At 48.5% G+C, this 24,847-nt stretch carries 21 protein-coding genes; 13 read left to right on the forward strand and 8 right to left on the reverse strand.

Features of this window, described 5'->3' with window-relative positions:
* The first annotated feature begins 151 nt into the window (after positions 1 to 151).
* The 4 genes from nrdG to nhaD all read left to right on the forward strand — a co-directional run bounded on the left by nrdG (position 152) and on the right by nhaD (position 4,439).
* On the forward strand, positions 152 to 625 hold the full coding sequence (nrdG, locus tag VBY75_RS06795; RefSeq protein ID WP_199494022.1) for an anaerobic ribonucleoside-triphosphate reductase activating protein: 474 nt from the start codon (positions 152 to 154) through the stop codon (positions 623 to 625).
* A 2-nt stretch (positions 626 to 627) separates the two neighbouring features.
* Positions 628 to 2,466: an anaerobic ribonucleoside-triphosphate reductase gene (gene nrdD / locus VBY75_RS06800; protein WP_054488636.1), complete on the forward strand. Its 1,839-nt coding sequence runs from the start codon at positions 628 to 630 to the stop codon at positions 2,464 to 2,466.
* A gap of 110 nt (positions 2,467 to 2,576) precedes the next feature.
* The gene (locus tag VBY75_RS06805) at positions 2,577 to 2,981 is read left to right on the forward strand and encodes a hypothetical protein (protein ID WP_054488633.1); all 405 of its coding nucleotides are present in this window, start codon (positions 2,577 to 2,579) and stop codon (positions 2,979 to 2,981) included.
* 24 nt (positions 2,982 to 3,005) lie between these two features.
* Positions 3,006 to 4,439 (forward strand): sodium:proton antiporter NhaD, encoded by a 1,434-nt coding sequence (gene nhaD / locus VBY75_RS06810; RefSeq protein WP_054488631.1) that lies wholly within the window; start codon positions 3,006 to 3,008, stop codon positions 4,437 to 4,439.
* Between the two features lie 187 nt (positions 4,440 to 4,626).
* On the opposite strand, the gene hemN is transcribed toward nhaD, so the two are convergent.
* Together hemN and ubiT are read right to left on the reverse strand one after the other, a co-directional pair.
* The gene (hemN, locus tag VBY75_RS06815) at positions 4,627 to 5,988 is read right to left on the reverse strand and encodes an oxygen-independent coproporphyrinogen III oxidase (protein WP_287817998.1); all 1,362 of its coding nucleotides are present in this window, start codon (positions 5,986 to 5,988) and stop codon (positions 4,627 to 4,629) included.
* A gap of 34 nt (positions 5,989 to 6,022) precedes the next feature.
* Entirely contained in the window at positions 6,023 to 6,520 is a 498-nt protein-coding gene (ubiT, locus tag VBY75_RS06820; RefSeq protein ID WP_416511700.1) for a ubiquinone anaerobic biosynthesis accessory factor UbiT, read from the reverse strand.
* Between the two features lie 94 nt (positions 6,521 to 6,614).
* Between ubiT and ubiU the strand changes: the two genes are divergently transcribed.
* Genes ubiU through mog form a run of 3 tightly spaced genes read left to right on the forward strand, consistent with a single transcriptional unit; the run spans position 6,615 to position 9,058 of the window.
* Positions 6,615 to 7,607 carry a ubiquinone anaerobic biosynthesis protein UbiU gene (ubiU, locus tag VBY75_RS06825; RefSeq protein ID WP_054488625.1) on the forward strand — a complete coding sequence of 331 codons (993 nt, stop codon included), beginning with the start codon at positions 6,615 to 6,617 and terminating at the stop codon, positions 7,605 to 7,607.
* 5 nt (positions 7,608 to 7,612) lie between these two features.
* Positions 7,613 to 8,485, forward strand: coding sequence for a U32 family peptidase (locus VBY75_RS06830; protein WP_054489065.1), 873 nt, complete (start codon positions 7,613 to 7,615; stop codon positions 8,483 to 8,485).
* 33 nt (positions 8,486 to 8,518) lie between these two features.
* Positions 8,519 to 9,058 (forward strand): molybdopterin adenylyltransferase, encoded by a 540-nt coding sequence (mog, locus tag VBY75_RS06835; RefSeq protein WP_416511703.1) that lies wholly within the window; start codon positions 8,519 to 8,521, stop codon positions 9,056 to 9,058.
* On the opposite strand, the gene VBY75_RS06840 is transcribed toward mog, so the two are convergent.
* Complete coding sequence (locus VBY75_RS06840) at positions 9,059 to 9,250, reverse strand: hypothetical protein (protein WP_416511705.1); 192 nt, start codon at positions 9,248 to 9,250, stop codon at positions 9,059 to 9,061.
* A 26-nt stretch (positions 9,251 to 9,276) separates the two neighbouring features.
* Entirely contained in the window at positions 9,277 to 11,946 is a 2,670-nt protein-coding gene (locus VBY75_RS06845) for a nitrate/nitrite transporter (protein ID WP_416511707.1), read from the reverse strand.
* 311 nt (positions 11,947 to 12,257) lie between these two features.
* Here VBY75_RS06845 and VBY75_RS06850 point away from each other — a divergent pair, with 311 nt between their 5' ends.
* Positions 12,258 to 13,460 (forward strand): NnrS family protein, encoded by a 1,203-nt coding sequence (locus VBY75_RS06850; protein WP_416512175.1) that lies wholly within the window; start codon positions 12,258 to 12,260, stop codon positions 13,458 to 13,460.
* Here the strand turns inward: VBY75_RS06850 and VBY75_RS06855 are convergent.
* From VBY75_RS06855 to norR, 3 genes are read right to left on the reverse strand one after another with little or no spacing between them, the layout of a single operon-like run.
* Positions 13,457 to 14,212 (reverse strand): HesA/MoeB/ThiF family protein, encoded by a 756-nt coding sequence (locus VBY75_RS06855; protein ID WP_054488618.1) that lies wholly within the window; start codon positions 14,210 to 14,212, stop codon positions 13,457 to 13,459. The genes VBY75_RS06850 and VBY75_RS06855 overlap by 4 nt on opposite strands.
* On the reverse strand, positions 14,209 to 14,613 hold the full coding sequence (locus VBY75_RS06860; protein WP_054488616.1) for a YbaN family protein: 405 nt from the start codon (positions 14,611 to 14,613) through the stop codon (positions 14,209 to 14,211). Before VBY75_RS06860 ends, VBY75_RS06855 begins: the two co-directional genes overlap by 4 nt.
* Positions 14,610 to 16,154, reverse strand: a complete 1,545-nt coding sequence (gene norR / locus VBY75_RS06865) for a nitric oxide reductase transcriptional regulator NorR (RefSeq protein ID WP_416511710.1) — start codon at positions 16,152 to 16,154, stop codon at positions 14,610 to 14,612. The genes VBY75_RS06860 and norR overlap by 4 nt, the downstream gene beginning before the upstream one ends.
* 187 nt (positions 16,155 to 16,341) lie before the next feature.
* On the opposite strand from norR, the gene VBY75_RS06870 reads away from it, so the two are divergent.
* Positions 16,342 to 16,881 carry a hemerythrin domain-containing protein gene (locus tag VBY75_RS06870; protein ID WP_054488612.1) on the forward strand — a complete coding sequence of 180 codons (540 nt, stop codon included), beginning with the start codon at positions 16,342 to 16,344 and terminating at the stop codon, positions 16,879 to 16,881.
* On the opposite strand, the gene VBY75_RS06875 is transcribed toward VBY75_RS06870, so the two are convergent.
* Positions 16,875 to 18,065, reverse strand: a complete 1,191-nt coding sequence (locus tag VBY75_RS06875; protein WP_054488610.1) for a murein transglycosylase domain-containing protein — start codon at positions 18,063 to 18,065, stop codon at positions 16,875 to 16,877. The two genes, VBY75_RS06870 and VBY75_RS06875, sit on opposite strands and share 7 nt — an antisense overlap.
* 108 nt (positions 18,066 to 18,173) lie before the next feature.
* Here VBY75_RS06875 and VBY75_RS06880 point away from each other — a divergent pair, with 108 nt between their 5' ends.
* The 4 genes from VBY75_RS06880 to VBY75_RS06895 all read left to right on the forward strand — a co-directional run bounded on the left by VBY75_RS06880 (position 18,174) and on the right by VBY75_RS06895 (position 24,834).
* Positions 18,174 to 20,837, forward strand: a complete 2,664-nt coding sequence (locus VBY75_RS06880) for a M14 family zinc carboxypeptidase (protein WP_416511713.1) — start codon at positions 18,174 to 18,176, stop codon at positions 20,835 to 20,837.
* Between the two features lie 9 nt (positions 20,838 to 20,846).
* Positions 20,847 to 21,509, forward strand: a complete 663-nt coding sequence (locus tag VBY75_RS06885; protein WP_222236270.1) for a potassium channel family protein — start codon at positions 20,847 to 20,849, stop codon at positions 21,507 to 21,509.
* Positions 21,506 to 22,876 (forward strand): TrkH family potassium uptake protein, encoded by a 1,371-nt coding sequence (locus tag VBY75_RS06890; protein WP_222236271.1) that lies wholly within the window; start codon positions 21,506 to 21,508, stop codon positions 22,874 to 22,876. Before VBY75_RS06885 ends, VBY75_RS06890 begins: the two co-directional genes overlap by 4 nt.
* A 65-nt stretch (positions 22,877 to 22,941) precedes the next feature.
* On the forward strand, positions 22,942 to 24,834 hold the full coding sequence (locus VBY75_RS06895) for a methyl-accepting chemotaxis protein (RefSeq protein WP_416511715.1): 1,893 nt from the start codon (positions 22,942 to 22,944) through the stop codon (positions 24,832 to 24,834).
* The last annotated feature ends 13 nt before the right edge of the window (positions 24,835 to 24,847 follow it).

A 24,847-nucleotide genomic window follows, 5' to 3' on the forward strand; every position in this document is an offset into this window, starting at 1 on the left:
CTAAAAGAGGTATCTCTTCAGGCGAGTTGGCAGCTTTATTCCTTTCTGCTTAAACCTTGAGCAGGATCAATGCATTCGCATCAGACTCTCCTATGCTAGAAACACAATATGTAGTGTTAAATTTTAAATAACTAACGATATATGGTGTTTTATGCCGGTTTACCCCACAAGACTGCATTACAGCGCGGAACAGATTGTCTGGCAGGAAGTTCCGGGAGAAGTGGCGTTAGCTTACACCATTACCGGCTGCCCGGTTGGGTGCAAAGGTTGCCATAGTGTGGATAGCTGGCCGGTCGGAAGTGGGGAGCCGCTGACGGAGGAGCACCTTCAGCAGCAGTTGCAAAAATATCGCGGATTAATTAGCTGCGTTTTATTTTTGGGGGGCGAGTGGCAGCCAACGGCACTACTGAAACTATTAAAGCAAATAAAAAATGAAGGGCTGGAGACTTGTCTGTATACCGGCTATGAAAACGTCTCACTAGCGCTTCGTGAACAACTGACTTATCTAAAAACCGGACCGTGGATAGCTGCCCGGGGCGGCTTGGAAAGTCCAACGACCAACCAACGATTCTATGACTTACGGACACAGCAGTTATTGAACTGCGAGTTTCAAACAGGAGAATAATTATGTTGCGCTTAAACGAAGAACAAGTCACTGGCAAAGTCGATTTCATCCACGAGTATTTACATGCTCAAAATGCAGCCGATGGCTCAAAAATGGATGCAAACGCCAACGTCACACAAAAGAACATAGCAACACTTGAAGCCGAGTTAATGAAAGACTTTTTTGTGCAGGTTAACCGCAAACAGGTCAGCAATAAAATCAGTGAACTTTTTGGTAATGACCTGGCAAAAGAATACGTTCGTCAAATTGAGGACCATGAAATTTACGTGCATGACGAAACCAGCCTGAAGCCTTACTGTGTTTCAGTCACTATGTACCCGTTTTTACGTGACGGCTTAACGAAGCTGGGCGGCGAATCTCAGGCACCTAAACATTTAGAGTCGTTCTGCGGCACCTTTGTTAACTTTGTTTTTGCTGTAAGCTCCCAGTTTGCCGGAGCGGTTGCTACGGTCGAGTTCTTAACCTACTTCGACTACTTTGCCCGTAAAGACTACGGCGACGATTACTTAAACACCCATCGCCACCAAATTGAAAACCACTTGCAGCACGTGGTGTATGCTCTGAATCAGCCAGCGGCGGCTCGCGGCTACCAAAGTGTGTTCTGGAATATCTCTATTTACGACCAGCATTACTTTGACAGTATGTTTGGTGAGTTTGTTTTCCCTGCGGACTTCACTAAGCCGGAATGGAGTTCGGTGAGCGCGCTGCAGGACTTCTTCCTGGACTGGTTTAATAAGGAACGCGAAAAAACGATTCTAACCTTCCCGGTGGTGACGGTTGCCATGTTAACCGACGACGGTCAGTGCAAAGATCAGTTATTTGCAGAGAAAATCGCCGGAGAAATGGCTAATGGTAATTCTTTCTTTGTCTACTTATCCGACAATGCCGACTCGTTAGCTTCATGTTGCCGACTACGCAGCGAAATTAGCGACAATACCTTTTCTTATACCCTGGGTGCCGGTGGTGTCGCTACAGGCTCTATTAATGTCATCACCATGAACATGAACCGCTTGGTTCAGGATGGCAGAGATTTAGAGGAGGAAGTCAGCAAAATTCACAAATATCAGGTGGCTTACAGAAAGTTGATGGAAGAATATAAAGAAGCGGGTCTGTTAACCGTTTATGATGCCGGCTTTATTACTCTGGACAAGCAGTTCCTGACTATAGGCATTAACGGCATGGTTGAAGCGGCTGAGTCGCAGGGGATTACCGCAGGTAACAACCAGGCTTATAAAGACTTTGTGCAAAGCCATTTAAAAGTGATTTACGACGCTAATAAAGCCGCGAAAAAAGAATACGGCTATATGTTCAATACCGAGTTCGTGCCAGCAGAAAACCTGGGTGTGAAAAACGCTAAGTGGGACAGAGCTGACGGCTACAAAGTGAGCCGTGACTGCTACAACTCCTATTTTTATGCGGTAGAAGACGACGACGCCAATGCATTGGATAAGCTTGTTCTTCATGGAAAAGAGTTGATTGAATACCTGGACGGCGGTTCGGCTCTGCACTTAAACCTTGATGAAAAGCTCAATACCTCAGGGTATTTGTCGTTACTGAATATTGCTGCAAAAACCGGCTGTAACTACTTCTGCATTAACGTCAAAATTACCATTTGTAATGCCTGCGAACAGATTGATAAACGCACCTTAAGCGAATGTTCCAGCTGTGGCTCTGCAGACATAGACTACGGTACACGGGTTATTGGCTACCTGAAACGTGTATCGGCATTTAGCGCAGGTCGACGCAAAGAGCATCATTTGCGTCATTATCACCGTAAACAGCCGTCAGAGGTTGCTGTTGGCGCAGCGCAAGCCAATATTGGGCTGCGAAAAGCCAGCTAAAATTTGAAAACTACCCATAAAGAGGGAGCCCGCCTCCCTCTTTTTTCATGCCTTAAAATTGCGCTTTTATGGTATTCTCCGCGCGCACTTCCGGAAATTCAGGTGAAGCCATGGAAATCAATAGTTATCAAGACTTTATAAAAGCAGCAAAACAACAACACGAACCTCAGCGTTTGCTGTTTGTGTTGGCAAAAGCGCAACTCCCCGAGCAACCGACAGACAGTCAGAAGCAGCAATTCGAAACACAGGAAGGCGGCACATTAGAGCCGGTACTTTGTGTCGATAAACTGCCCGAAGAAGTCGAAGACTTTTCTGCGTTGGTTGAAGAGTCTAAACGCACCGACATTGACTGGGATATTGCGTTTATCAGCGCAATGGACGGCCGCGGCGGTCATCCCATTTCAAGCGACGAAGCCAGCCAGCCACTGGAAATGATGGTGCAACAAATTCAGGCCGGCATGATCAAACATTTTTTAACCATTAACCGACAAGGAGAGTTGGTGCAGTTACTGTAGAGGTACGCTGCGCCCTATGTGGCCATGACAAAATTTCTGATTACCGTTATTACCCTGTTTTTTTCGGTATCGGCACTGGCGGCAGAGCCCGCCATCTCTCCTTTTGATTTAACCCAGTCTACTGTTGGCTACACCGCCATTATCATCTTTGTTCTCGCCTACATTTTGGTGATGGGCGAAGAAAAGCTCCATATGCGTAAGTCAAAACCGGTATTGGTTGCCGCCGGCCTCATCTGGATTTTAATTGGCTGGGTGTATACCGGTGATCAGGCCGCTATGGCCGAATCCGCATTTCGCCATAACCTGCTTGAGTTTGCGGAATTGATGCTTTTCCTGTTGGTGGCCATGACCTATATAAACGCCATGGAAGAGCGCCGTTTGTTCGATGCACTGCGAGCCTGGTTACTGAAAAAAGGCTTTAGTTATAAGCAGCTGTTTTGGATAACCGGCTTACTGGCCTTCTTTATTTCTCCGGTGGCGGATAACTTAACGACTGCCTTATTGATGTGTGCCGTGGTCATGAAAGTTGCCCAGGACGATAAGAAATTTGTCGCCTTATGTTGTGTCAGTATTGTGGTTGCGGCCAACGCGGGTGGTGCCTTCAGCCCCTTTGGTGATATCACCACGTTAATGGTATGGCAGGCAGGACAGGTCACTTTTACTGAGTTTCTTCGTTTGTTCTTGCCATCGGTTGCTAACTATTTAGTACCGGCAATTGTGATGAGCTTTTTCATTGAAAATAAAAAGCCTACAACACTGCACACCGAGGTGGAACTAAAACGTGGTGCGCTGCGAATTACCGCCTTATTCTTACTGACGGTAGCTACAGCGGTAACTTGTCATATTGTACTGCACCTGCCGCCTGTGCTGGGCATGATGATGGGCTTAGGTTATCTACAGTTCTTCGGTTACTTCTTACGTATGACACTACCAGGCTCTCTAGCTCGTAAACGAGCGATGGCAGAGCGCGTAGGCGACCAAAAGCGCCTGGAACAATTAGGTGGTGTGGTGCCCTTTGATGTTTTCAGCCGGGTTTCGCGAGCGGAGTGGGACACCCTGTTGTTCTTCTACGGAATCGTTTTATGCGTTGGCGGTCTTGGCTTTATGGGGTATCTGAGCCTGCTTTCTGAAACGCTTTACGGCGGTATGAGTGCGACAATGGCGAATACCATTCTGGGTGTCGTTTCGGCGGTCATTGACAACATTCCGGTCATGTTTGCTGTACTGTCGATGGAACCCGATATGTCACATGGTCAGTGGTTGCTCATTACCCTAACCGCAGGTACCGGTGGTAGCTTACTCTCCATTGGGTCAGCAGCCGGTGTCGCTCTAATGGGGCAGGCCAGAGGCTACTACACCTTTGCCTCCCACCTGAAATGGACCCCGGTCATAGCACTAGGTTACATAGCCAGCATATTACTGCACCTGTGGCTTAACGAAACAACGTTTCATATTTAGTTAGTGGGAAGGGAAGAGCTCTCTCAGGGCAGGGCTTCTGTTCTCAGAGAGACGCCGTAAACCCACCCCTGGGGGCTTGAGTGGCGCCATCCTTGGCGCTACTCACTCTCTGAGTTGGAAGCTCTAACCACGTGAACGTCCTTTCCTGATCGCCCCAAGCGTATGAAGACCGGTTTACCTCTTTCTACTAAACCACTTTGGAGTAGCGGTTCTGGCCGTGGTCCAGGTATTCGTCAAAGCATGCGCAGATGCTGCGAACCCACAGGCGACCTAATTCTGTGACACGCAGCTTTTTATCCGATACATCAACTAAGCCGTCTTCGATAAATGGCTTCAATAGCGGTATGGCTTCGGCGAAATGTGCCCAGAAGTCATCGATATTCCACTCGGCTTTAAAGGCCTCAATATCCAGCTCAAAGTGGCAGATAACCTGAGAAATCAGAGCGGCGCGAATTTTATCCTCGTCCGTTAATGCCATGCCTTTGATAATGGGCTTTTGTCCGCTATCTATCATTTTGTAGTAAGCCGGTAGCTCTTTTTCATGTTGCCAGAGCACACCGTTTACCTGGCTAATGGATGATACGCCCAGGCCCAGTAATGCATCCTGCCCGTCGGTCGTATAGCCCTGGAAGTTACGTTGCAAACGACCTTCGCGCTGAGCAATTGCCAGACCGTCGTCTTTCTTCGCAAAGTGGTCCATGCCAATAAACTGATAACCAGCCTCGCTAAGCTGAGTAATGGCTTGTTCCAGCAGGCTTAACTTAACCGAAGGTTGTGGAATGGACTCTTCTGGTATTTTCTTCTGCCCGGCAAAGCGTTCGGGCAAATGCGCATAGCTGAATACCGAAATACGGTCAGGGTCCATTTCAATTACTTGCTCAATGGACTTCCTAAAGGTTTCCGGACGTTGGTAGGGCAGTCCGTAAATCAAGTCTAAGTTGATTGAGTCAAAACCCAGCTCTTTACTCAGCTTCAGCTGGTGAGCAATTAAATCGACATCCTGTACGCGGTTGATAGCAATCTGAACTTTTTTGTCAAAGTCTTGTACGCCGTAGCTGACACGGTTGAAGCCTAATTCGCGCAAATGGCGAAGTTTTTCATCACTGCAACTGCGTGGGTCAATCTCAATACTGACTTCGGGGTTACTGGCAAAAGTAAAGTTCTCGTGAACCAAGTCCATCAACCGGGTCAACTGCTGTTCAGTCAAAAAGGTTGGAGTACCGCCGCCCAAATGAATTTGGCGGATTTTCTTGTCCTTTACCATGGGTTGGTACATCGCCATTTCTTTGGCCAGGTAATCCAAATATTTATCGGCCTTGTGCTGATGGCGGGTGATCACCTTATTGCAACCACAGTAGTAGCAAAGCTTATGGCAAAACGGTAAGTGCAAATACAAACAGAGTCCGTCACCTGCATTTTTTAGTGCGGCTTCAATGCGGTTTTCTGAAAATTGTTCGGAAAGCATCAACGCCGTGGGATAAGACGTATAACGAGGTCCATTAATGTTGTATTTTTCGATTAATTCTTTATCCCAGGTAACTGTACTCATAACCACCTCTTGACCTCGGTCAAAACTTATTTAATTAACTTATCTGTATTGTTTCACCTTTTTCTTTATAAATAAAACCGCTAAAGCGGTCGCCTATTAAAAATAAGGCCTTGGGAAGCTTTTGATTTACCTCAATAGTGTCTAAGAAGTTTTTTAAATGTAACCCTAATTCGGTATTGCCTTTTACCATTAACTTTCGGTTAAAAAATAAAGTGTCAGGATCAACCTTGCCATAAATCAATAAAAGCAGGGTGTCACCATCTGCTGAGAGCTGAACGTCAGCCTTGGCGGGGCTATTGAGGGTCTTTAGCTGGTTCTCTTTTAAGGTTAAAAAGAGTGATAAATCAATATCTTTTACTTTTATCTCAATAACTCTTTCAGAAATAAAGTCAAGATAACCCGATATTATTTCTTCTTTAAATAAGCGGTTTAATAATTGTTCAGATCCAAAGTTAATAATGCGCTCTGGTATTAATTTATTTATTGGCTGAATTATTTTAGGTATAGAAGATACCCAATTGGTGGTATTCATTTTTTGCTCCATAGATAACAACAAAATAAAAGACTTGGGCACTATAATAAATAAACAAATAAGGCGCTACAAAATAGTTAAATAGAGGTTTCAGATGGAATTGTTATGTCCAGCCGGAAGTATCCCTGCATTAAAAGCGGCTATAGAAAATGGTGCCGATGCGGTTTATGTGGGGCTAAAAGATGAAACCAATGCGCGTCATTTTGCAGGTTTGAATTTAAACCAGATGAAGTTATCGGAAGCAGCGGACTACGTGCATAAGCATGGCCGTAAACTGCATGTTGCTATTAACACCTTTGCCCATGCCAACAGTTGGGAAAAATGGCGGCAAGCGGTCGATGATGCCGTACTGGCCGGTGCCGATGTGCTGATTATTGCTGACTTAGCGGTTTTGGCTTATGCGGCGGAAAGGTACCCGAGAGTTGAGCGGCACTTATCGGTGCAGGCTTCTGCAACCAACGCAGGTGCCATTCGATTTTACCAGCAGTTTGGTGTTTCCAGGGTCGTTTTACCCCGGGTTCTGTCTATGCAGCAGGTACGGGCGCTGGCGCGCACAACCGACGTTGAGCTGGAGGTGTTTGCCTTCGGTAGTCTCTGCATTATGGCGGAAGGGCGCTGCTACTTAAGTTCTTACCTGACCGGTGAATCACCTAATACCGCAGGAGCCTGCTCGCCCGCCGCTTTTGTGGAGTGGGACGAACAGGACAACAAGCTGGAATCTCGGCTTAACGGTGTGCTCATTGATCGTTTTGATGAAAACGAAAAAGCCGGTTACCCCACTTTGTGTAAGGGACGCTTTTCGGTCGATGACGAAATTTACAACGTGCTGGAAGAGCCTACCAGCCTGAACACCTTGAGCCTGTTGCCGCAACTTTATAAAGAAGGCATTGCCTCCTTAAAAATTGAAGGGCGACAGCGCAGTCCGGCTTATGTATCACAAATTACCAGAGTGTGGCGTCAGGCTATAGACACGGTTATGGCCGACCCCGACAACTTTGAAGTGGCAGATAACTGGAACTCAGTTCTGTCCTCGCTTTCTGAGGGCAGTCAAACGACGCTCGGCGCGTACCACCGGAAATGGAAGTAACCAACATGAAGTTTTCTTTAGGACCTAACCTGTACTTTTGGCCAAAACAACAGGTCTTTGATTTTTACCAGCAGGCTGCCGAGTCGGATGTTGAACATGTGTATCTTGGTGAAACTGTCTGTAGCAAGCGGCGTGAGTTGAAGCTGGATGACTACCTGACAATAGCGCACATGCTAAGAGAAGCGGGTAAGAAAGTGACGCTGTCGACCATGACCTTACTAGAGGCACCTGCTGAATTAAGAGAGCTGGGTAAGTATTGTGACAATGGTGAATTTGATGTTGAAGCTAATGATGTCAGCGCCATTGGTATATTGCAGGAACAGGGGCTTAACTTTACCGCCGGGCCGGCTATTAATATTTATAATCATCAGAGCCTGCGCCGCTTAATTGATATGGGCATGACGCGTTGGGTTGCGCCTTTTGAACTCTCGCGTGACTGGCTGCAGGATATTTTACAGCAAAACCTGATTAATACGGTGAGAGACTGTTTTGAGGTGGAGGTGTTTTCTTTCGGTCATATGCCACTGGCCTGGTCTGGACGCTGCTTTACTGCGCGGTCAGAAAACCGCCCGAAGGATCAGTGCGAACTGTGTTGCATAAAGTATCCGGAAGGCCGCGAAGTTAAAAGCCAGGAAGGGCAGCAGGTGTTTGTGCTTAATGGCATTCAGACGCAATCGGGTACCCGCTATAATCTTATAAATCAATTACCCAGTATGAAAGATCTGGTTGATATTGTACGCATAAGCCCGCAGCCGGAAGGGACTTTTGACTGGCTAGGGCGTTTCCGTAACAATGTCGATGGTGAGCAACCCGTAAAACTAAATAGTAAAGAAAGTAACGGCTATTGGTTACAGCTTGCGGGTTTGGCAACGGCGTAACGGAACAAAGCATTTATAGCGAAAAGGATAACTATGTCAGAGAAAATAGCTCGAATTGGTGTACTAACCGTTAGTGACAGGGCCAGTGCCGGAGTGTATGAAGACATTTCCGGGCAGGCGATAAAAGATACACTAAAAGACTACCTAACCTCTGAATGGCAGGCGGAGTACCGGGTTATAGCCGATGAGCAGCCGCTTATTGAGTCCACCATTAAAGACTTAGTGGATAAAGAAGGGTGCTGTCTGGTCGTAACTACCGGAGGAACCGGCCCGGCCAAACGCGATGTCACACCTGAAGCGACAGAGGCCGTTTGCGACCGGATGATGCCGGGTTTCGGTGAATTAATGCGACAGGAGTCTTTAAAGTACGTTCCTACCGCCATTTTGTCGCGGCAAACAGCAGGGCTAAGAGGCTCGTCATTGATTATTAACTTACCGGGTAAACCTAAGGCCATTCGGCAATGTCTGGATGCTGTATTTCCGGCAGTGCCGTATTGCATTGATCTTATGGATGGGCCTTACCTTGAGTGTGATGAATCGGTCATTAAGCCCTTTCGTCCCAAAAGTAAGTAGTTACTTCTGCTGCTGGAGCCGCAACAGGCTTCGGCACAACCCCGTAAAAGTTATTCCCCAAGCCAGCAGTGCAATGTAAAAGAAGGCTGAAGGCCATTGCTGCTGGTGGGCAGCAATGGCGATGATTCCTGTTGCCATCACCAGCCCAAAGTAGGCTGGTGACAGCTCTTTTGCTTTACTCATTAGACTCATAGTTTGCATACCTGAGCCCAGACAGTTTAGCAGGGGTCTGGTGCGTTTTTACGAGAGTAGAACCACCAGGTTATCACGCTGCATATAGCGTAGAAGACAATAAAGCTCACTAAGGCAGCGGATACGCTTCCTGTCAGACTAATGGATGAACCATAAGCTTTCGGGATAAAGAAGCCGCCGTAGGCTGCGAATGCCGAGATAAAACCAATAACCGCAGCCGATTCTTTATTGCCCTGCTTAATGGCTTCGTCGGTATCGCCCAGTTCGCGTTTGCGCTGGTTCAGGAAAATGACCGGAACCATACGGAAAGTGGAGCCGTTGCCAATACCCGTTGCAATAAACAGCACCATAAAGGCAGCGAAGAAGCCCCAGAAGTTGCCTTCAGTACCCGCTATTGGCAGGAAGTACATGACACCCGCTACGCCGGCAATCATCAGCAGGAAGTTCCAGAAGGTTACCCTTGCACCGCCTAGCTTGTCAGCGACAATACCACCGACGGGACGAGCCAAAGCACCGACTAACGGACCAAGGAAAGCGTAAGCGGTTGGGTCAACTTCAGGGAACAGCATACCCGACAGCAGAGGGAAGCCAGCCGCGAAGCCGATAAAGCTTCCGAACGTTCCCAAATAAAGGATACACATGATCCAATTATGACTGCGTTTGAAGATAACGGCTTGATCACTGAACGAAGCTTTCGCTGAGGAAATGTCGTTCATACCAAACCAGGCTGCGACAGAGCCAATAACAATTAACGGAACCCACAAGAACGCAGCGTTTTGCAGCCAGACCTCCTGACCCGCATTCGCACCTTCCTGGATCACCAGTGGGTCACCTCCCATACCACCAAACACACTGGCGGCAATAACCAGCGGCGCCAGTAACTGCATACCCGACACACCCAGGTTACCCAGACCAGCATTCATGCCCAAGGCACCGCCTTTTTCCTTCTGTGGATAGAAAAAGCTGATGTTGGACATACTGGACGAGAAGTTACCGCCACCAAAGCCGCACAACAATGCAAGAATCAGCATGATCATGTATGGCGTATCGGTATTTTGAACGGCAAAGCCAATCCAAATACACGGCAGTAGTAAGGACGCTGTGGATATTGCTGTCCAGCGACGGCCACCAAATATCGGCACCATGAAGCTATAGAAGATCCGTAAGGTCGCACCCGACAAGGCAGGTAAGGCCGCTAACCAGAACAGTTCGTTTTGGCTGTAAGGGAAGCCGAGAGCCGGCATTTTGACTACCAGAATACTCCAGATAGTCCAGACTGCGAACGCCAAGAACAGGTTCGGTATGGAAATCCACAGGTTACGGGTGGCAATGCGTTTGCCTTTTTCTTCCCAGAAGGTTTTATCTTCCGGACGCCAGTCATCCAGCACCATAGAGTTCGGAGTGGACAACTCGGGCAGGTCGCGTTCTTCGCGGTCTTCGCGATACTCAACACGCTCTGCGCGAAGAATAGCAAAATGCATCCACGCCAGTGCGGCTGCTGCAATAACGAATAACAGCATAAAGCTGCTCTGCCATACACCAATCACATCGTTCAGCATGCCGAAGGTTAATGGCAGCAGGAAGCCACCTAAACCACCAATCATACCGACCACACCACCAACAGCACCAACGCTTTTCGGGTAATAAACCGGAATATGCTTGAATACAGCGGCTTTACCCAGCGACATAAAGAAGCCGAGTGCAAAAGTAAGGAAAACAAAGCCAAGTAAAGTGATTTCGAAGTGGAAGTTATAAGTCTGGTTTACCCCTTTAACCGCGTATTCGGTGCTGGGATAACTCAGTAAGAAAGTACAAATTACCGATGCAATGAATGTCCAGTACATGACTCGACGAGCCCCGTATTTGTCAGACATCCAACCGCCCAGAATACGAAACAACGAAGCAGGGATAGTGTAAAGTGCCGCTATCATACCGGCCGTTTTTATATCCAGCTCGTAAACACCAATAAGGTAGTGCGGCAACCATAAGGCTAACGCGACAAAAGCACCAAAAACAAAGAAGTAGTAAAGCGAGAAGCGCCAGACACGAAGATCACCAAGGGGCGACAGCTGCTCCCAAAAACCTTTTTGCTGAAGTTCCTGACGAGTTTCTTTTAGCGGATCGTCTTTTGCGAGGAAAAGGAAAACAACACCGGCAATCGCTAGTACCGTTGCATAAATTTGCGCAGTACCCTGCCAACCAAGGGCTATTAGCAGAAACGGAGCACCAAAGTTAGTTACCGCCGAGCCAACATTACCGGCTCCGAAAATCCCTAGTGCGGTGCCTTGCTTTTCTTTTACGTCGTTAAACCAGGCCGCCGTATAAGTTACACCAACAATGAATGAGCCACCGGCCAGGCCAACACCTAGCGCTGCAACTAACAGCATAATATAGCTGTTAGCAAAAGTGAGTAAGTAAACACAGGCTGCGGTCAGTAGCATTAGGATACTGAAGACCTTTCGGCCACCGTAGCGGTCGGTCCATATCCCCAGGAACATACGACTGATAGATCCCGTTAGTACGGGGGTCGCCATTAGTAAGCCCAACTGAGTGTCAGTTAAGTTGAAGTCGGCCTTTATCTGAATGCCGATGATTGAAAAAATGGTCCAGACCGCAAAACAAAGCGTGAACGCCAGCGTTGAAATCGCGAGCGCCCTATTGCGTTGACCACCTGTGACTGACAGGGATTGGTTCATGAAAGACCTCCAGTTAGATCCATTAAGTCAGATGGCTAAACTTTACTGTTAACTGCAATAAAATGCTTTAGTATCAAAAGACTAGGACGAAGCGGTAGGTTCTGGTAATGCTACTTTAAGGGTAGTTTCAAGTGTCTTGGGAAAGCCTGTTAAAAGCGAGGAGGCTACCCCTTAATGGGTAATTTTTACTTGCCATAAAGAAACGAAATCAACTAAGGGGTACTAACTTATTTTCGCGAGTAAGCAGTCGATTTTCCGATAAATAAAAGATATATTACAAATGTACCTTTAAAAATTAAGCGGTGACAATGATGCAGATCACAGACAAACAAAAAGAAGAGCAGTTAATTCCAATTCTGCGCCAGGCATTTCGACCGCTGTTCCTGCTGGGAGCAGGGTTTAGCGCCATCGCTATGCTGTTGTGGGGGCTGGCACTTGGTGGAAAGGTCGATTTGCCCGTGTATGGCAACATCATGTTCTGGCACTCCCATGAAATGATGTTCGGCTTTGTTATCGCTATTGTGCTTGGTTTCTTGTTAACCGCGGTGCAGAACTGGACGGGGCTTAGGGCACCTCACGGCAATACCTTGCTTATTCTGACGGTATTATGGGCAGCAGCGCGGCTGGGTCTTTTGTTTGGGAGTGAGTTGCCCTGGTGGCTGGTTGCGGCTGTCGATGTCAGCCTTTTACCTGTTGCTGCATTTTTGTTCGGGCGCATGGTGATCAAGGTGAATCAGACCCGAAATCTGTTTTTTGTCCCCATTCTGTTGTTGCTGACTGTTTGTAATTTGCTTATGCATTATGGCTTGCACTTTGGTCAGTACCATATTCAAATTCTTGGTGCCTACAATGCGGTGTTCCTGGTGACCTTGCTTATGGCAATTATTGGCGGCCGGGTACTGCCCATGTTTACCGCCAACGGCACCATGACACCGAAAGTACAGCCGATTGTCTGGCTTGATCGCATTGCGCTGGGCAGCTTGTGGCTTATTTTTGCGGTTCACTTTTTGAATCTGCACACCATTTTACCCAGTCAGGTGATGGTCTTCTTATTTACCGTTTCAGCTGTTGCTACAGCGATACGGGTAGCGCGCTGGAAAATCTGGATGACCTGGCGGGTGCCGTTATTGTGGTCGCTGCATTTGGCCTACTGGTTTATTCCGGTTGGGTTGGCGCTATTTGCACTGCGCTATGCCGGTTTTGAGCTGACTCAGAGCCTGGCTATGCACGCACTGACCGCCGGTGCTATGGGTAATATGATCTTGAGCATGATAGCGCGGGTATCCCTGGGGCACAGTGGTCGTCCATTGCAGCCCAAACTGATTATGACCGGCGCATTCTTATTGGTGCTAATTGCGGCACTGACCCGCGTCTTTCTAATGTGGCTGGCGCCAGAGTTAACCAGCCAGTGGCTCATGTTCAGCACTTTAGCCTGGGCTTTGGCTTACGGTATTTACGTTGTGGTTTACTTTAAAGTACTGACTACGCCGCGTGCTGATGGTAACCCGGGTTAAAGGTCTGCACAGTGTGGGCACTGCGGGTGCTTCTGAATATTGAGCCGCTGCCAGTCACTGTGCAGCGCATCAAAAAGCAATACCGATGAATACAGCGGCTGGCCAATACCAGCCGCTATTTTTATTGCTTCGACAGCCTGCATGGTACCTACCACCCCCACCAAAGGAGACAAAACACCGGCTTCTGTACAACTGAGTTGCTGCTCACCAAAAAACTGGCTATAACAGGCGTAGCAGGGCGAACTGTTTTGCATAGAAAAGCTGGCAATCTGACCTTCAAAACGAATGGCAGAGCCGGAAACCAACGGCGTTTTACTTTTGAGGCACGCTTTATTAACGCTGTTACGTGTCGCCAGGTTGTCGCAGCAATCGACAATTAGCGTGGCATCTTCTGCTAAGTTCATCAGCAAAGCGTCGTCTGCCCGTACCGGCAGTACTCTAATGTCAGTTTCGCTATTCAGCTGCATCAGGTGCTGGCGAGCTTGCTCTGCTTTGTTATTCCCTACGCTGCTTTCGGTGAACAGAATTTGGCGTTGCAGGTTATGACGGTCAATTACATCGTCATCGACTAAGGTGATCTTTCCAACGCCAGCGGCGGTTAAATAAGGCGCAACGGCGCAGCCTAATCCGCCCAGGCCAATGATGACCAGATGGGCGTTTAGTAACCTTTCCTGGCCTTCTAAGTCCATAGCCGGTAGGGCAATGTGCCGGTTGTACTTCAGCATCTGCTGATGAGAAAGGGTTTTACTCATAACGAGTTTCCATTATTTTCAGGTACAAATTCAGGGCGAGTGGCCAGCCAGTAACCCACGGTGAGTAAGACCACACCCACCAGCCCTTTTAACCACACGGGAACCTGTGGAACCAATAACCATAACACCAAATAACCTGTTGCCATCATAATCAGGGCTATGACTTTGGAACGGCGTTTTATGACGCGATTATCGCGCCAGGCTCTAATATCCGGACCGTATTTTGGGTGGTTAATCAGCCAGGCCTCCAAACGAGGCCAACCCTTGCTGGCAGCCCAGAGCGCGGCAATAAGAAACGGAACAGTCGGCATTACCGGCAGGGCAATACCAATCAGCCCCAGTAGCACAAAAAATAGAGCCAGAGCGCGCCAGAGCAACCGAATCAACAACTCCCGGGTCATGACTTCATTCCCAACCGGCCTGCCATTTTGTGCAGGTTACTGGCGTCCAGTTGCAGGTCTTTAGCAGCTTGACTCCAGCTGTTGTTATGCCGACTCAAAGCCGCTTCAATCATTTTTCTTTGGGTGTAGCTAACCGCCTCCTTCATGGAAACGCTATGCACTGGCAACTCGGCTCCGCCGCTGTTTTTATCCGAATCCAGAGCGGTCGACATGGGTAACTGAACGTCGAGATCCAACATTTCCGGCTCAATGGTCGCAATATCGGTTTTCTCAACACCATGGCTCAGCAGCTTAATGGCTGCGCGACTTATTACGTGCTCCAGTTCGCGCACATTCCCCGGCCACTGATACTGCTGTATGGCCAGTTCGGCTTCCGGTGACAGCCGCAAAGCACGAAGCCCCAGGCGTGCGCGGTTTAACTCAAGAAAGTGACCGGCCAGAATCGACACATCGTCATCGCGCTCACGCAAAGGCGGTATGGGTAAAGGGTAAACCGACAAACGGTGGTATAGATCCGCGCGGAAAGTTTCATTACTGACTTGCTGGCGCAGGTTACGGTTGGTGGCTGCTATCAGGCGCACGTCCACCTTGCGATATTTGTCCGAGCCCAGCCGCTGAATTTCACCATTTTGCAAAACACGCAGCAGTTTGGCCTGTATCGACAGTGGCAACTCGCCCACTTCATCCAGAAATAAGGTACCTCCATGAGCGGCCTCAAAGCGTCCAGAACGGTCGCTGGTGGCGCCGGAGAAAGCGCCTTTAACATGACCAAAGAGCTCACTTTCAGCTAAGGATTCTGGCAGCGCAGCACAGTTAACATAAATAAGCGGCATATCGCTGCGCTGCGACAATAAGTGAAGTTCGCGTGCGAAGAGCTCTTTACCGACGCCGGTTTCCCCTAAAAGCAGTACCGGTAAGTCAGCACCGGCGACAACTCTAAGCTCTTTCAGAACACCTTCAATGGCTTTGCTCTGACCAATAATTTCAGAGTCGTTGGTTTCTGTCGCTCCGGCTTGCGGCATGGCGCGTTGTTGCCCCTGACGCAAGGCTCTGACGTTTTGCTCAAGCTGGCCAATACGCACCGCTGTTTCAACGAATAAACTGAACTTTTGCAGCTCGAGTATGGAATCATCGGTAAAGGTGCCTGGCTGCAGGGCATCTAATGTCAGCACCCCCCAGCATTTGTTTTCCAGGTACAAGCTGATTCCCATGCAGTCGTGTACGGGCAGTGCATTACCCGGCTGCTCGGCTAATAAACCGTCGTAAGGGTCTGGTAACGATGAGTCATGCTCAAACCTTACCGGGCTGCGGGAAGCCAGCAGTGCCGCCAGCCGTGGGTGTTGCGCAACCACGAAGCGACGACCCAGAGCTTCGCGCACCAGGCCCTGAATAGCGACGGGCTGAAGTACCTCGTTATCCAGTTTCAGTAACACCACCGCCCCACAGTTGAAATGACGGCGTAAGGTATTGACCAAATTTTGTAAACGAACGGCGGCAGGCTGCTCGGTCAGCAGGTCTGCTAATAGACTTTCTTGTAACATGGTTAAATTGACTGCTTAGGTTAAAAAGACCCTTATTGGTTGGGTTGATAGTACCTTGGCACCCCGGAGAGTCAATAATCACAATGGGGTAGAAGCTGGCCTGTTTGTTGCAATCAACAGCCATAGCGAAAGTTTAGACCGTTAAGTAACGGCTGAAAATTTTAATTTAGCAAACAGGAGTTACCCCATGAATACTTTAAATGAACGTTTACAAGCTGCTGAACAGAAATGGCAGGACGCGAGCCCTCAGGAATTAATCGAGCACATCTATTTGCGCTTTCACCAGTGTCATCGTGACCAGCTGCCAGAACTAAAGCAGTTAGCTATGCGCGTGGAAGAGGTTCACGGTGATCATGCCGAAGCGCCTAATGGTCTGGCTGAGCACTTAGACAATATGTTGCAGGAGCTGGAAAGCCACATGATGAAAGAAGAACAAATCCTGTTCCCAATGTTGTCGCGTGGAGTCTATCCAAGCGGCCCAATTTCAGTCATGGAAGAAGAACACGTGCAGCACGAAGACGAAATCAATAAAATTAATGAACTGACCAACAACCTGACTTTGCCTGAAGGCGCCTGTGGCACCTGGACTGCGCTTTATAACGGCCTGAAAGAGTTGCAGGACGACTTACGCGAGCATATTTACCTGGAAAACAACGTACTTTTTGTCGAGAAGAAAGCGGCAGCACCGGTACACGGTAAAGATTTTTGCTGTGGGTCTTGTCAGTAATTTTGCTTAAAGTACATCACCTTTTCCAGGTACCGGCGGCTTTCAGCCAAAGGATGTTTTGAAGTTAAGTCCCGGTAAATGACACCGGGCTGACTTCGGTTCATTATTTGAATGGCCCGGTTGCGGTTGGATGAAAAGGTTTTCAGTACATTACCCGCACCGCCGTTATATGCGGATACTATAGCGTACTCACGGCTGCTTGGGTTTTGCACGCCTTTTAAATACTGGGTATTGAGAATGTATAAGTAGGCACTGCCTATATCAATGTTCTGGGCGGGGTCAAATAACTGCTCAGAGGTTGGCTGGCCGGGAACTTCGCGTACCCGCTCAAAGACATCTCGCCCGGCGGTAGCTGCCACCACCTGCATTAAGCCATAAGCATTGGCATGGCTTACCGCATAAGGGTTGAAGCTGCTTTCGGTTTCAATAATGGCGTAAATAAGCTCAGGTTCAATGTCGTAGCGCTTCGCGGCGGCAATCACGTAATCGGAATATTGATGTTTGCGTAGCGCTTTATGGTCGTCCACCAGCGCAATTTGTACTTCATAAACGTCGTTGTCTTTGGCACGGCGAGTGCGAAGCTCGTTGTTAACTAAATACTTGGCAAAACGGTTGGCTCGCCACTGGTATTCGACCACGACATTGTCCTGGTCAACAACCTGGCCTCGCAAAAAGGGCTTTCCTGAACCTTCTGGCTCTTTATCGGTAAATATATCAACGGCGGTGAGATCGGCGGGTGTCAGCAGCGTGCGTACAATTGCCGCCTGCAATTTTTGCCGGGTTTCGGCGGGATCGCCGCTGTCATGTAAAGTGGCTACGGTCAGCAGGCCTTGCTCAAAATCAACCACGGCTTTGGCATGAAAGTTATCGCTGTATTTAACGTACTTTTTCTCGCTGGGAACCGTGTCTTTTTCTTCACCCCAAATGGCTTCGGCAACGGTACGAAGGTCGCGCAGTGCTTTGCGCAGATCTTCAATATCGCTAATAAGCTGACGGGGGTTACTGCGGTAGCTATTGAGACGCTCACGAGCTAACGATTCAACAACCGCTGTGGGGTCATTTCCGCTGAGGATGCCAGAAGTAACTACTCGCCTGACGTTATTCGGTGTCACTTCACAGCCGGCCAGAATTATTGTGGTAGTTAAAGCCACCATTAGTGTGATTATTTGAGTCTTTTTATTCATAGCGCCTAAATTGAGCTTCACTTCCCTTGTTCAAGCTTTTACATTAGGGAGACATAAAAATAAACCCAAAGCATTGTTTCGGCAGTGTGTAAAACAACAGGAATGAAGATGCGCAGTCTCAAATTAGCGGCGCTGGTAGCCGCCTCGTGGTTCGTGATACCCACCCATGCACAGCAGTTGTCCGGCGAAAGCTCCTTACTCCCTGAAGCCAGTTACAGCGACTCCGAAGTGACCGTCGAGCAGGTTCTGGGTTACCCCATGGGTACCAAAATTACCAGCCCGGCGGATATGAGCCGATACTTTGAAGCACTGAAGCAGGCCTATCCGAAACAGGTGAAACTGCTGGAGTACGGCAAAAGCTGGGAAGGACGCACGCTTTATTATGCGGTTATTTCCAGTGAAAGGAACATGGCCGACTTTGACGGCTTCATGCAGGGAATGCAGTCCTTGGCTGACCCGCGTAAAACCGACAGCGATGACGCCGAGCAGTTAATTGACCAATTGCCCGGTAGCATCTGGCTGTCCTATGGCGTTCACGGCAATGAAATCTCCTCGCCCGAAGCGGCTATGATGACGGCTTATCATTTACTGCATGACCAGCGTGAGCAGACTCAGCAGTGGCTGGACAACACCATGGTGTTTATTGACCCATTGCAAAACCCCGATGGTCGGGCTCGTTTTGTGGATCGTTACTACATGAGTGTTGGGCTTGAGCACTCAGGCGATCGTCGCAGTGCAGAGCATAACGAACCCTGGCCGAACGGGCGCACTAACCATTACCTGTTTGATATGAACCGCGACTGGATTGCGTTGACGCAGCCTGAAATAAGCGGACAAATTGACGCCTTACTAAAATATTATCCGCTGGTGTTTGTTGACCTGCACGAAATGAGCGGTGATTCCACATACTATTTCACCCCCGAGGCGCGGCCTTATAACCCACTGATAACCGAAGCGCAGCGGGAAACGCTGAACTGGATTGGTAAGAATAATGGTCAGTGGTTTGATGAAAAAGGCTTTGATTACTTTACCCGTGAAATTTTTGATGCCTTTTACCCGGGGTATGGCGCCAGTTGGCCGCTTTATCAGGGCTCAGTTGCTATGACTTATGAAATGGCTTCGGCGCGTGGACATTTGTTTGAGCGCGAAGACGGCGACGTGCTGACCTACGCCGATGGTGTTCAACAGCATTTTATAGCGTCTATTTCGACAATTCAGACGGTTTCCGAGCGTCGAGAAGCCTTGTTGCAGAAGTTCTGGGAATACCGTAAGTCTGCGGTTGAAGCCGGTGAAGACGGCGATGTCCGCTCTATTATTCTGCCCGCTAAAGATGATCCGGCTGCTGCGCGCAAGCTGGCGTCCTTGTTGGTTGAGCAGGGTGCTGATGTGAACCAGGCGGAGGAAGCCTTTGATGTGTGCGGATCCGATTATGAAGCCGGCGCTTACATCATTGATATGGCACAACCTGCACACCGCATGATACGTACCTTAATGGATAAGCAAGTGGACATGGCGGATGACTTTTTGGCGGAGCAGGAACAACGCCGAAACAACAACCTGCCGGACCAAATTTATGATGTAACCGGCTGGTCACTGCCATTAATGTTTAACGTTGACAGTCATCAGTGTGATGACCTGCCGGATGTTGCCACGGCCTCGGTTGAAGAAGGGCGCATTGAACCCGGTAAGGTCATTAACCCGGACGCCAAGGTGGCCTTTTTGGTTCGTTGGGGTGACATGAATGCGGGTCGCTTCCTTACTGCCGCCTTGCGGGAAGGCCTGGAAGTTCGCCAAAGCGAATTAGCCTTTACTCATGAAAGCGCCGGCGACTTTCCAAGTGGTTCGCTCATTTTAACCCGCGCAGACAACCAGGGTGGCTTACAGGCAAAACTGCAGGAACTGGCTAAAGCCTCGGGCGCAACCGTTGAAGGCGTCGATTCAAGCTGGATGACCGCCGGTCCGAACTTCGGTTCACATAATGTGAGTAAGCTGGAAGCGCCAAACATTGCTATTGCCTGGGACGAACCCGTCAGTGCCTATAATGCGGGCCATACACGATTTGTTATTGAGCGTCAGATGGGCTATCCGGTAACAGCTATTCGTACTATGCAGTTGCTTCGTTCTGATTTGGACGGTCTTGATGTTCTGATCCTGCCGGAGGGGCGCTACGCAGACGTCTTAAATGACAAAGCGGTTGAAAAAATTAAGCAGTGGGTGTCAGACGGTGGTGTTTTATTAACCTTAGGCAGCGCCTCTGCCTGGGCCGTTGAAGCCGGCGTGTTAAACACTAAACTTGAGCGCAAAGTCCCCGAAGAAGGCGTTACTAAGCCGGAAGACGAAGCTAAAGTGGACGGTAAAGTCATTGAAAGCCGCGAGCAGTTCTTAACGGAAATAAAGCCGCACGGCGCTGATCCGGACTGGGTGCCCGGTGCGTTGCTAAATGCTGAAGTGGATACCGACCACTGGTTAAGTGCCGGTGTAAAGCCACAGGTTATCAGTATTTATAACGGCAACGATGTGTTTACGCCGATTGATATCAACCAGGGTAGAAATATTGCCTGGTTCGCTGGTGCGGACGATATGCTGGCTAGCGGCTTTTTGTGGGATGACATTGCACAGCAACTGCCTTACAAACCGCTATTGATGTGGCAGCCAACGGGTAATGGTATGGTTATCAGCTTTACTCAGGAACCCACTTACCGCGCTTACATGGACGGTTTAAACACTTTGCTGATGAATGCGCTGTTCCTGGCGCCGGCAAAAGCACAATAGGAGTCTGACATGGCAGAATTTGGCGTCATTGGTTTAGGGCGCTTTGGTGCCCGAACCTCGAAGGAACTGCTGGATATGGGACATCGTGTTATTGGTGTCGACTCGGATGAGAAAGCTGTAGAGGCAATGGCCGACGTGCTAACGCACTCCGCCATTGCTGATGTGACTGATGAAAAAGCGTTAGAGGAACTGGACTTAACCAACTGCGAAGTGGTCTTGGTGGCTATTGGAGAAGATTTACAAGCCAGTTTGTTATGTGTTTTGCACCTGAAAAGTATTGGTGTAAAACAGATTTGGGCAAAAGCAACGTCAAAATCGCATCATCAAATTCTGTCGAAGTTGGGCGTAAACCGTATTATCCATCCGGAAGAGGAAATGGGAATACGGGTGGCTCAGTCTTTGAACTACCCAATGGTCAATGAATATATGTCGCTTGGACATAATTGGTTCTGTGTCGAAATTGGCATTGGCGACTACCTCAAAGGCAAAACTCTGAAAGATATCATGCCCGATGATAGTGAGTTTTTTCATGTTTTATTATTGAAGAGACGGGATGATGTAACGGTAACCCCTTCATTATCTGTAACTCTGGAAGGGAACGAAACCTTGGTTATGGCCGGTAGTTTAAAGGCATTGAAGTCTGTGGCTCCTAAGTTAAAAGAGGATTCATGAAGCAGTGGGTCCCTTCAATAGCCTGGCTATACCGTCGCCCTGGACGTAAAAGACGAAAAGCTTTTAGTGCCAGCCCGCCGGTTATTCTGTCGGGGGGCTTTGCCTGCTTAATTCTATTGGGCACCTTATTGTTGAAGTTGCCTTTTGCGACCGAACAACCGATAACCTGGTTAGAAAGTTTATTCACGGCTACTTCAGCTGTGACCGTAACCGGACTGGTTGTTGTGGACACCGGGGCGACTTACACCCCATTTGGAATGGGGATTCTGGCTTTGCTTATCCAGGCGGGTGGCTTAGGCTTCATGACCTTTGCGGTTTTGGCCGCCATTTCAATCGGCGGGCACGTCGGTATGCAACATCAGGTGCTGGCAAAAGAGGCCATGCAGCAAACCAGTCTCGCCAGTATTGGGCGCACGGCAAAAGCAGTTGTCTCTTTGGCGTTGATCGTTGAAGCCATTGCAATAATAGGCCTGACGCTCACCTGGTGGCAGGAAAAGGGCTTTATTGATGCCTTTGCTGAAAGCATTTTTTACGCTATTTCTGCCTTTAACAGCGCCGGGTTTGTTTTGTCTCCTAACGGTATTGTGGATTATGCCAGTAGTGTACCGGTGAACCTTATTATCAGCATTTTGTTTGTTATTGGTGGTTTGGGCTTTTCAGTTATTACCAATATCTACGAAAAACGCCGTTGGTATAAATTTTCGGTGTATACCCGGGCCATTTTATGGGCGACCTTAATTATTAATGTATTGTCGGTAGCTATTATTTGGCTGCTGGAAATGAATAACCCGGCAACATTCGCTAACTTAAGTTTCGGGGACCAGGCTATGGCTGCCTGGTTTCAGGCAACCACCCCTCGTTCGGCAGGTTTCAATACGGTTGATACCGGAGCAATGACAGACGCCAGTGCCGTGTATACCATGTTGTTAATGCTTATTGGTGGCGGTTCAATGAGTACTGCAGGTGGCATAAAGTTAGGGACTTTTATTGTTTTGCTGGTCGCTACTTATGCTTTTCTTCGTCGCCGTGAACATGTCACTTTATTGAACCGTACCGTGCCCCAGGAACTGGTGATGAAAGCACTTGCAGTCACCTTGGTTACCTTAACTTTGATGTTTCTGGGTATATTTATCCTAATGATTTTGAATCCGCTGCCGTTTATAGATATAACCTTTGAAGTTTTATCGGCTTCGGCAACTGTTGGATTGTCCAGGGGAATTACCGCAGAAGTAACGGCGGCAAGCCAATTGGTGTTGGTGTTCCTGATGTTTGCCGGACGTGTCGGGCCATTAACATTGGCTTATTTTCTGGCAACGCCAAGGAAACGACACATCCGCTTCCCGGAAACGGACATTCAAGTGGGATAGCCCGATAAAGCGACTGACCGCCTAAGAATGCTCATAATAGAACGATAATAAGAGATGCTTTTAAGATGCTGAAAAAATTAAAGTTTACACAAAAAGTGACGGCTGTTGCATCGCTAATACTGGTGTTAGTGCTGGGTGTTTTTACGCTCACTAACTTTTTGCAGATGTCGACTCAGACCCGTAGTAACTTGCAGCATCAAATGCAGGCGTTATCGGACTCTGTATCAAGCAATATCTCGCAGTGGTTCAATGACCGCATGAGCATTGTTCAGGCAACGGCTGACGCCTATGACGTTGATGATTCCACTGCCCGTTCATTGGAACGCGTGCAACAGTCAAAAGCGGCCGGGAAGTTTAAAAATGTTTACTATGGCTTAATTGACGGGACCTTCCTGCTGGATGATCCGAGCATTGATTTGCCCGATGATTACGATGCCCGCAGCCGCCCCTGGTACCAATTAGCGGTTGATGAAGGGCAACCAACCTATACCGCGCCGTATATCGACGTTACAACCAATGAATTGACTATTACCGCAGTCGTTCCTATGCGTCGGGATAACCAGCTGGTCGGTGTTGCCGGCGGAGACATGATGCTGGATGAAATTTCAAACATTGTAAACGACATCGACTTTATGGGTCTCGGTTTTGCTTTTCTGGTAAGTGGTAATCGTAATATTCTGGTTCACCCGGATGAAGACTGGATTGAAAAATCCGTGAATGACTACGCCGGGCAGTCGGTGTCGTTGAGCCCGGACTTTTCTGAATACCGCATTAATGACACGGAGCGCTTGGTTTCTTTTCATAAAATAAAGGGCATTCAGGGCGTCGAGTGGTATCTGGGTGTGGTTATTGATCGTGATAAGGCCTACAGCAATGTGTCGACCTTCGCCTGGACCGCTGTTATCTATCTGATTATTGGTATTGTCGCGGTTGTTGTATCACTCACCTGGCTACTGCGTTTACTGCTGAAGCCTTTGCGCAGACTCAATGAAGCCGTTACTGATATGGCCCGTGGTGAGGGTGATTTAACTCAACGGCTGCCGGTTGAATCAGATGACGAGTTTGGTTTGGTTTCACGACGCATGAATGAGTTTATTGAAAAAATTCAGCAAGCCTTACTTGAGGTAAATGCAGCTGCCGAACAGGTGGAAAGTAACATTCGCAGTATGGTCAAAGCGAATGATGACTCTATGGATATTGGTAGTGAGCAGGCAGGTAAAGCCAGCTCTGTCGCAACCGCAATTAATGAGCTTGGCGCCAGTGCGCACGAAATTGCGGAAAATGCTGCAAAAGCCTCTGAGCAGGCCAGTTCAGGTACTGCAAAAGCATCATCGGCAAGAGATTCGCTGCAACACAACCGACAGCAAATTCAGCACTTGTCCGAGCGCATGGATGCCTCCAGCCAGGCCATTCATACCCTGGATGAAGATACGCAGAATATTGGAAATATTATTGAAGTGATTAAAGGCATTACCGAGCAAACCAACTTGCTGGCACTTAACGCGGCAATTGAAGCGGCAAGGGCTGGTGAAGCTGGTCGTGGTTTTGCGGTCGTTGCCGACGAAGTGCGTAACCTGGCGCAGCGGACATCGTCATCGGCTACCGAAGTAGAGTCAATGATTGAACGGGTCAGGGCTGGTACGCGCAGTGTCGTTGAAGTTATCAAAGAAAGTCAGGAAATAAGCAGTGCCTGTGTGCTAAGCGCAGAGGAATCGGCTGAACACATGTCAGAGATTAACGGCATTATCGTCAATATCGATGATGTGAATCATTCGGTGGCTTCAGCAACGGAACAACAGACTTCAGTGATCCAAACACTGGATCGTGACATTATGGATATCAGTAGTATGAACGATCAGAGTGTCAGCAATCTAAATAATACCAAGCAGGCGTGTCGTGAACTGAATACGGCATTTGAACGCTTGGAACAATTGGTGACACAGTTTAAACTGAATTGATTGATATCAATAA

Origin of the sequence: Idiomarina sp. HB, from assembly GCF_048059115.1 — a bacterium.
Lineage (GTDB): Bacteria > Pseudomonadota > Gammaproteobacteria > Enterobacterales > Alteromonadaceae > Idiomarina > Idiomarina abyssalis.

Coding starts and splice junctions, on each gene's coding strand:
- nhaD (WP_054488631.1), top strand. CDS start 3,006: ATGACAAAATTTCTGATTACCGTTATTACCCTGTTTTTTTCGGTATCG.
- nrdG (WP_199494022.1), top strand. CDS start 152: ATGCCGGTTTACCCCACAAGACTGCATTACAGCGCGGAACAGATTGTC.
- ubiT (WP_416511700.1), bottom strand. CDS start 6,520: ATGAATACCACCAATTGGGTATCTTCTATACCTAAAATAATTCAGCCA.
- nrdD (WP_054488636.1), top strand. CDS start 628: ATGTTGCGCTTAAACGAAGAACAAGTCACTGGCAAAGTCGATTTCATC.
- VBY75_RS06845 (WP_416511707.1), bottom strand. CDS start 11,946: ATGAACCAATCCCTGTCAGTCACAGGTGGTCAACGCAATAGGGCGCTC.
- VBY75_RS06880 (WP_416511713.1), top strand. CDS start 18,174: ATGCGCAGTCTCAAATTAGCGGCGCTGGTAGCCGCCTCGTGGTTCGTG.
- VBY75_RS06830 (WP_054489065.1), top strand. CDS start 7,613: ATGAAGTTTTCTTTAGGACCTAACCTGTACTTTTGGCCAAAACAACAG.
- ubiU (WP_054488625.1), top strand. CDS start 6,615: ATGGAATTGTTATGTCCAGCCGGAAGTATCCCTGCATTAAAAGCGGCT.
- VBY75_RS06885 (WP_222236270.1), top strand. CDS start 20,847: ATGGCAGAATTTGGCGTCATTGGTTTAGGGCGCTTTGGTGCCCGAACC.
- VBY75_RS06860 (WP_054488616.1), bottom strand. CDS start 14,613: ATGACCCGGGAGTTGTTGATTCGGTTGCTCTGGCGCGCTCTGGCTCTA.
- mog (WP_416511703.1), top strand. CDS start 8,519: ATGTCAGAGAAAATAGCTCGAATTGGTGTACTAACCGTTAGTGACAGG.
- VBY75_RS06875 (WP_054488610.1), bottom strand. CDS start 18,065: ATGAATAAAAAGACTCAAATAATCACACTAATGGTGGCTTTAACTACC.
- VBY75_RS06805 (WP_054488633.1), top strand. CDS start 2,577: ATGGAAATCAATAGTTATCAAGACTTTATAAAAGCAGCAAAACAACAA.
- hemN (WP_287817998.1), bottom strand. CDS start 5,988: ATGAGTACAGTTACCTGGGATAAAGAATTAATCGAAAAATACAACATT.
- VBY75_RS06890 (WP_222236271.1), top strand. CDS start 21,506: ATGAAGCAGTGGGTCCCTTCAATAGCCTGGCTATACCGTCGCCCTGGA.
- VBY75_RS06895 (WP_416511715.1), top strand. CDS start 22,942: ATGCTGAAAAAATTAAAGTTTACACAAAAAGTGACGGCTGTTGCATCG.
- VBY75_RS06870 (WP_054488612.1), top strand. CDS start 16,342: ATGAATACTTTAAATGAACGTTTACAAGCTGCTGAACAGAAATGGCAG.
- VBY75_RS06850 (WP_416512175.1), top strand. CDS start 12,258: ATGCAGATCACAGACAAACAAAAAGAAGAGCAGTTAATTCCAATTCTG.
- VBY75_RS06840 (WP_416511705.1), bottom strand. CDS start 9,250: ATGAGTCTAATGAGTAAAGCAAAAGAGCTGTCACCAGCCTACTTTGGG.
- norR (WP_416511710.1), bottom strand. CDS start 16,154: ATGTTACAAGAAAGTCTATTAGCAGACCTGCTGACCGAGCAGCCTGCC.
- VBY75_RS06855 (WP_054488618.1), bottom strand. CDS start 14,212: ATGAGTAAAACCCTTTCTCATCAGCAGATGCTGAAGTACAACCGGCAC.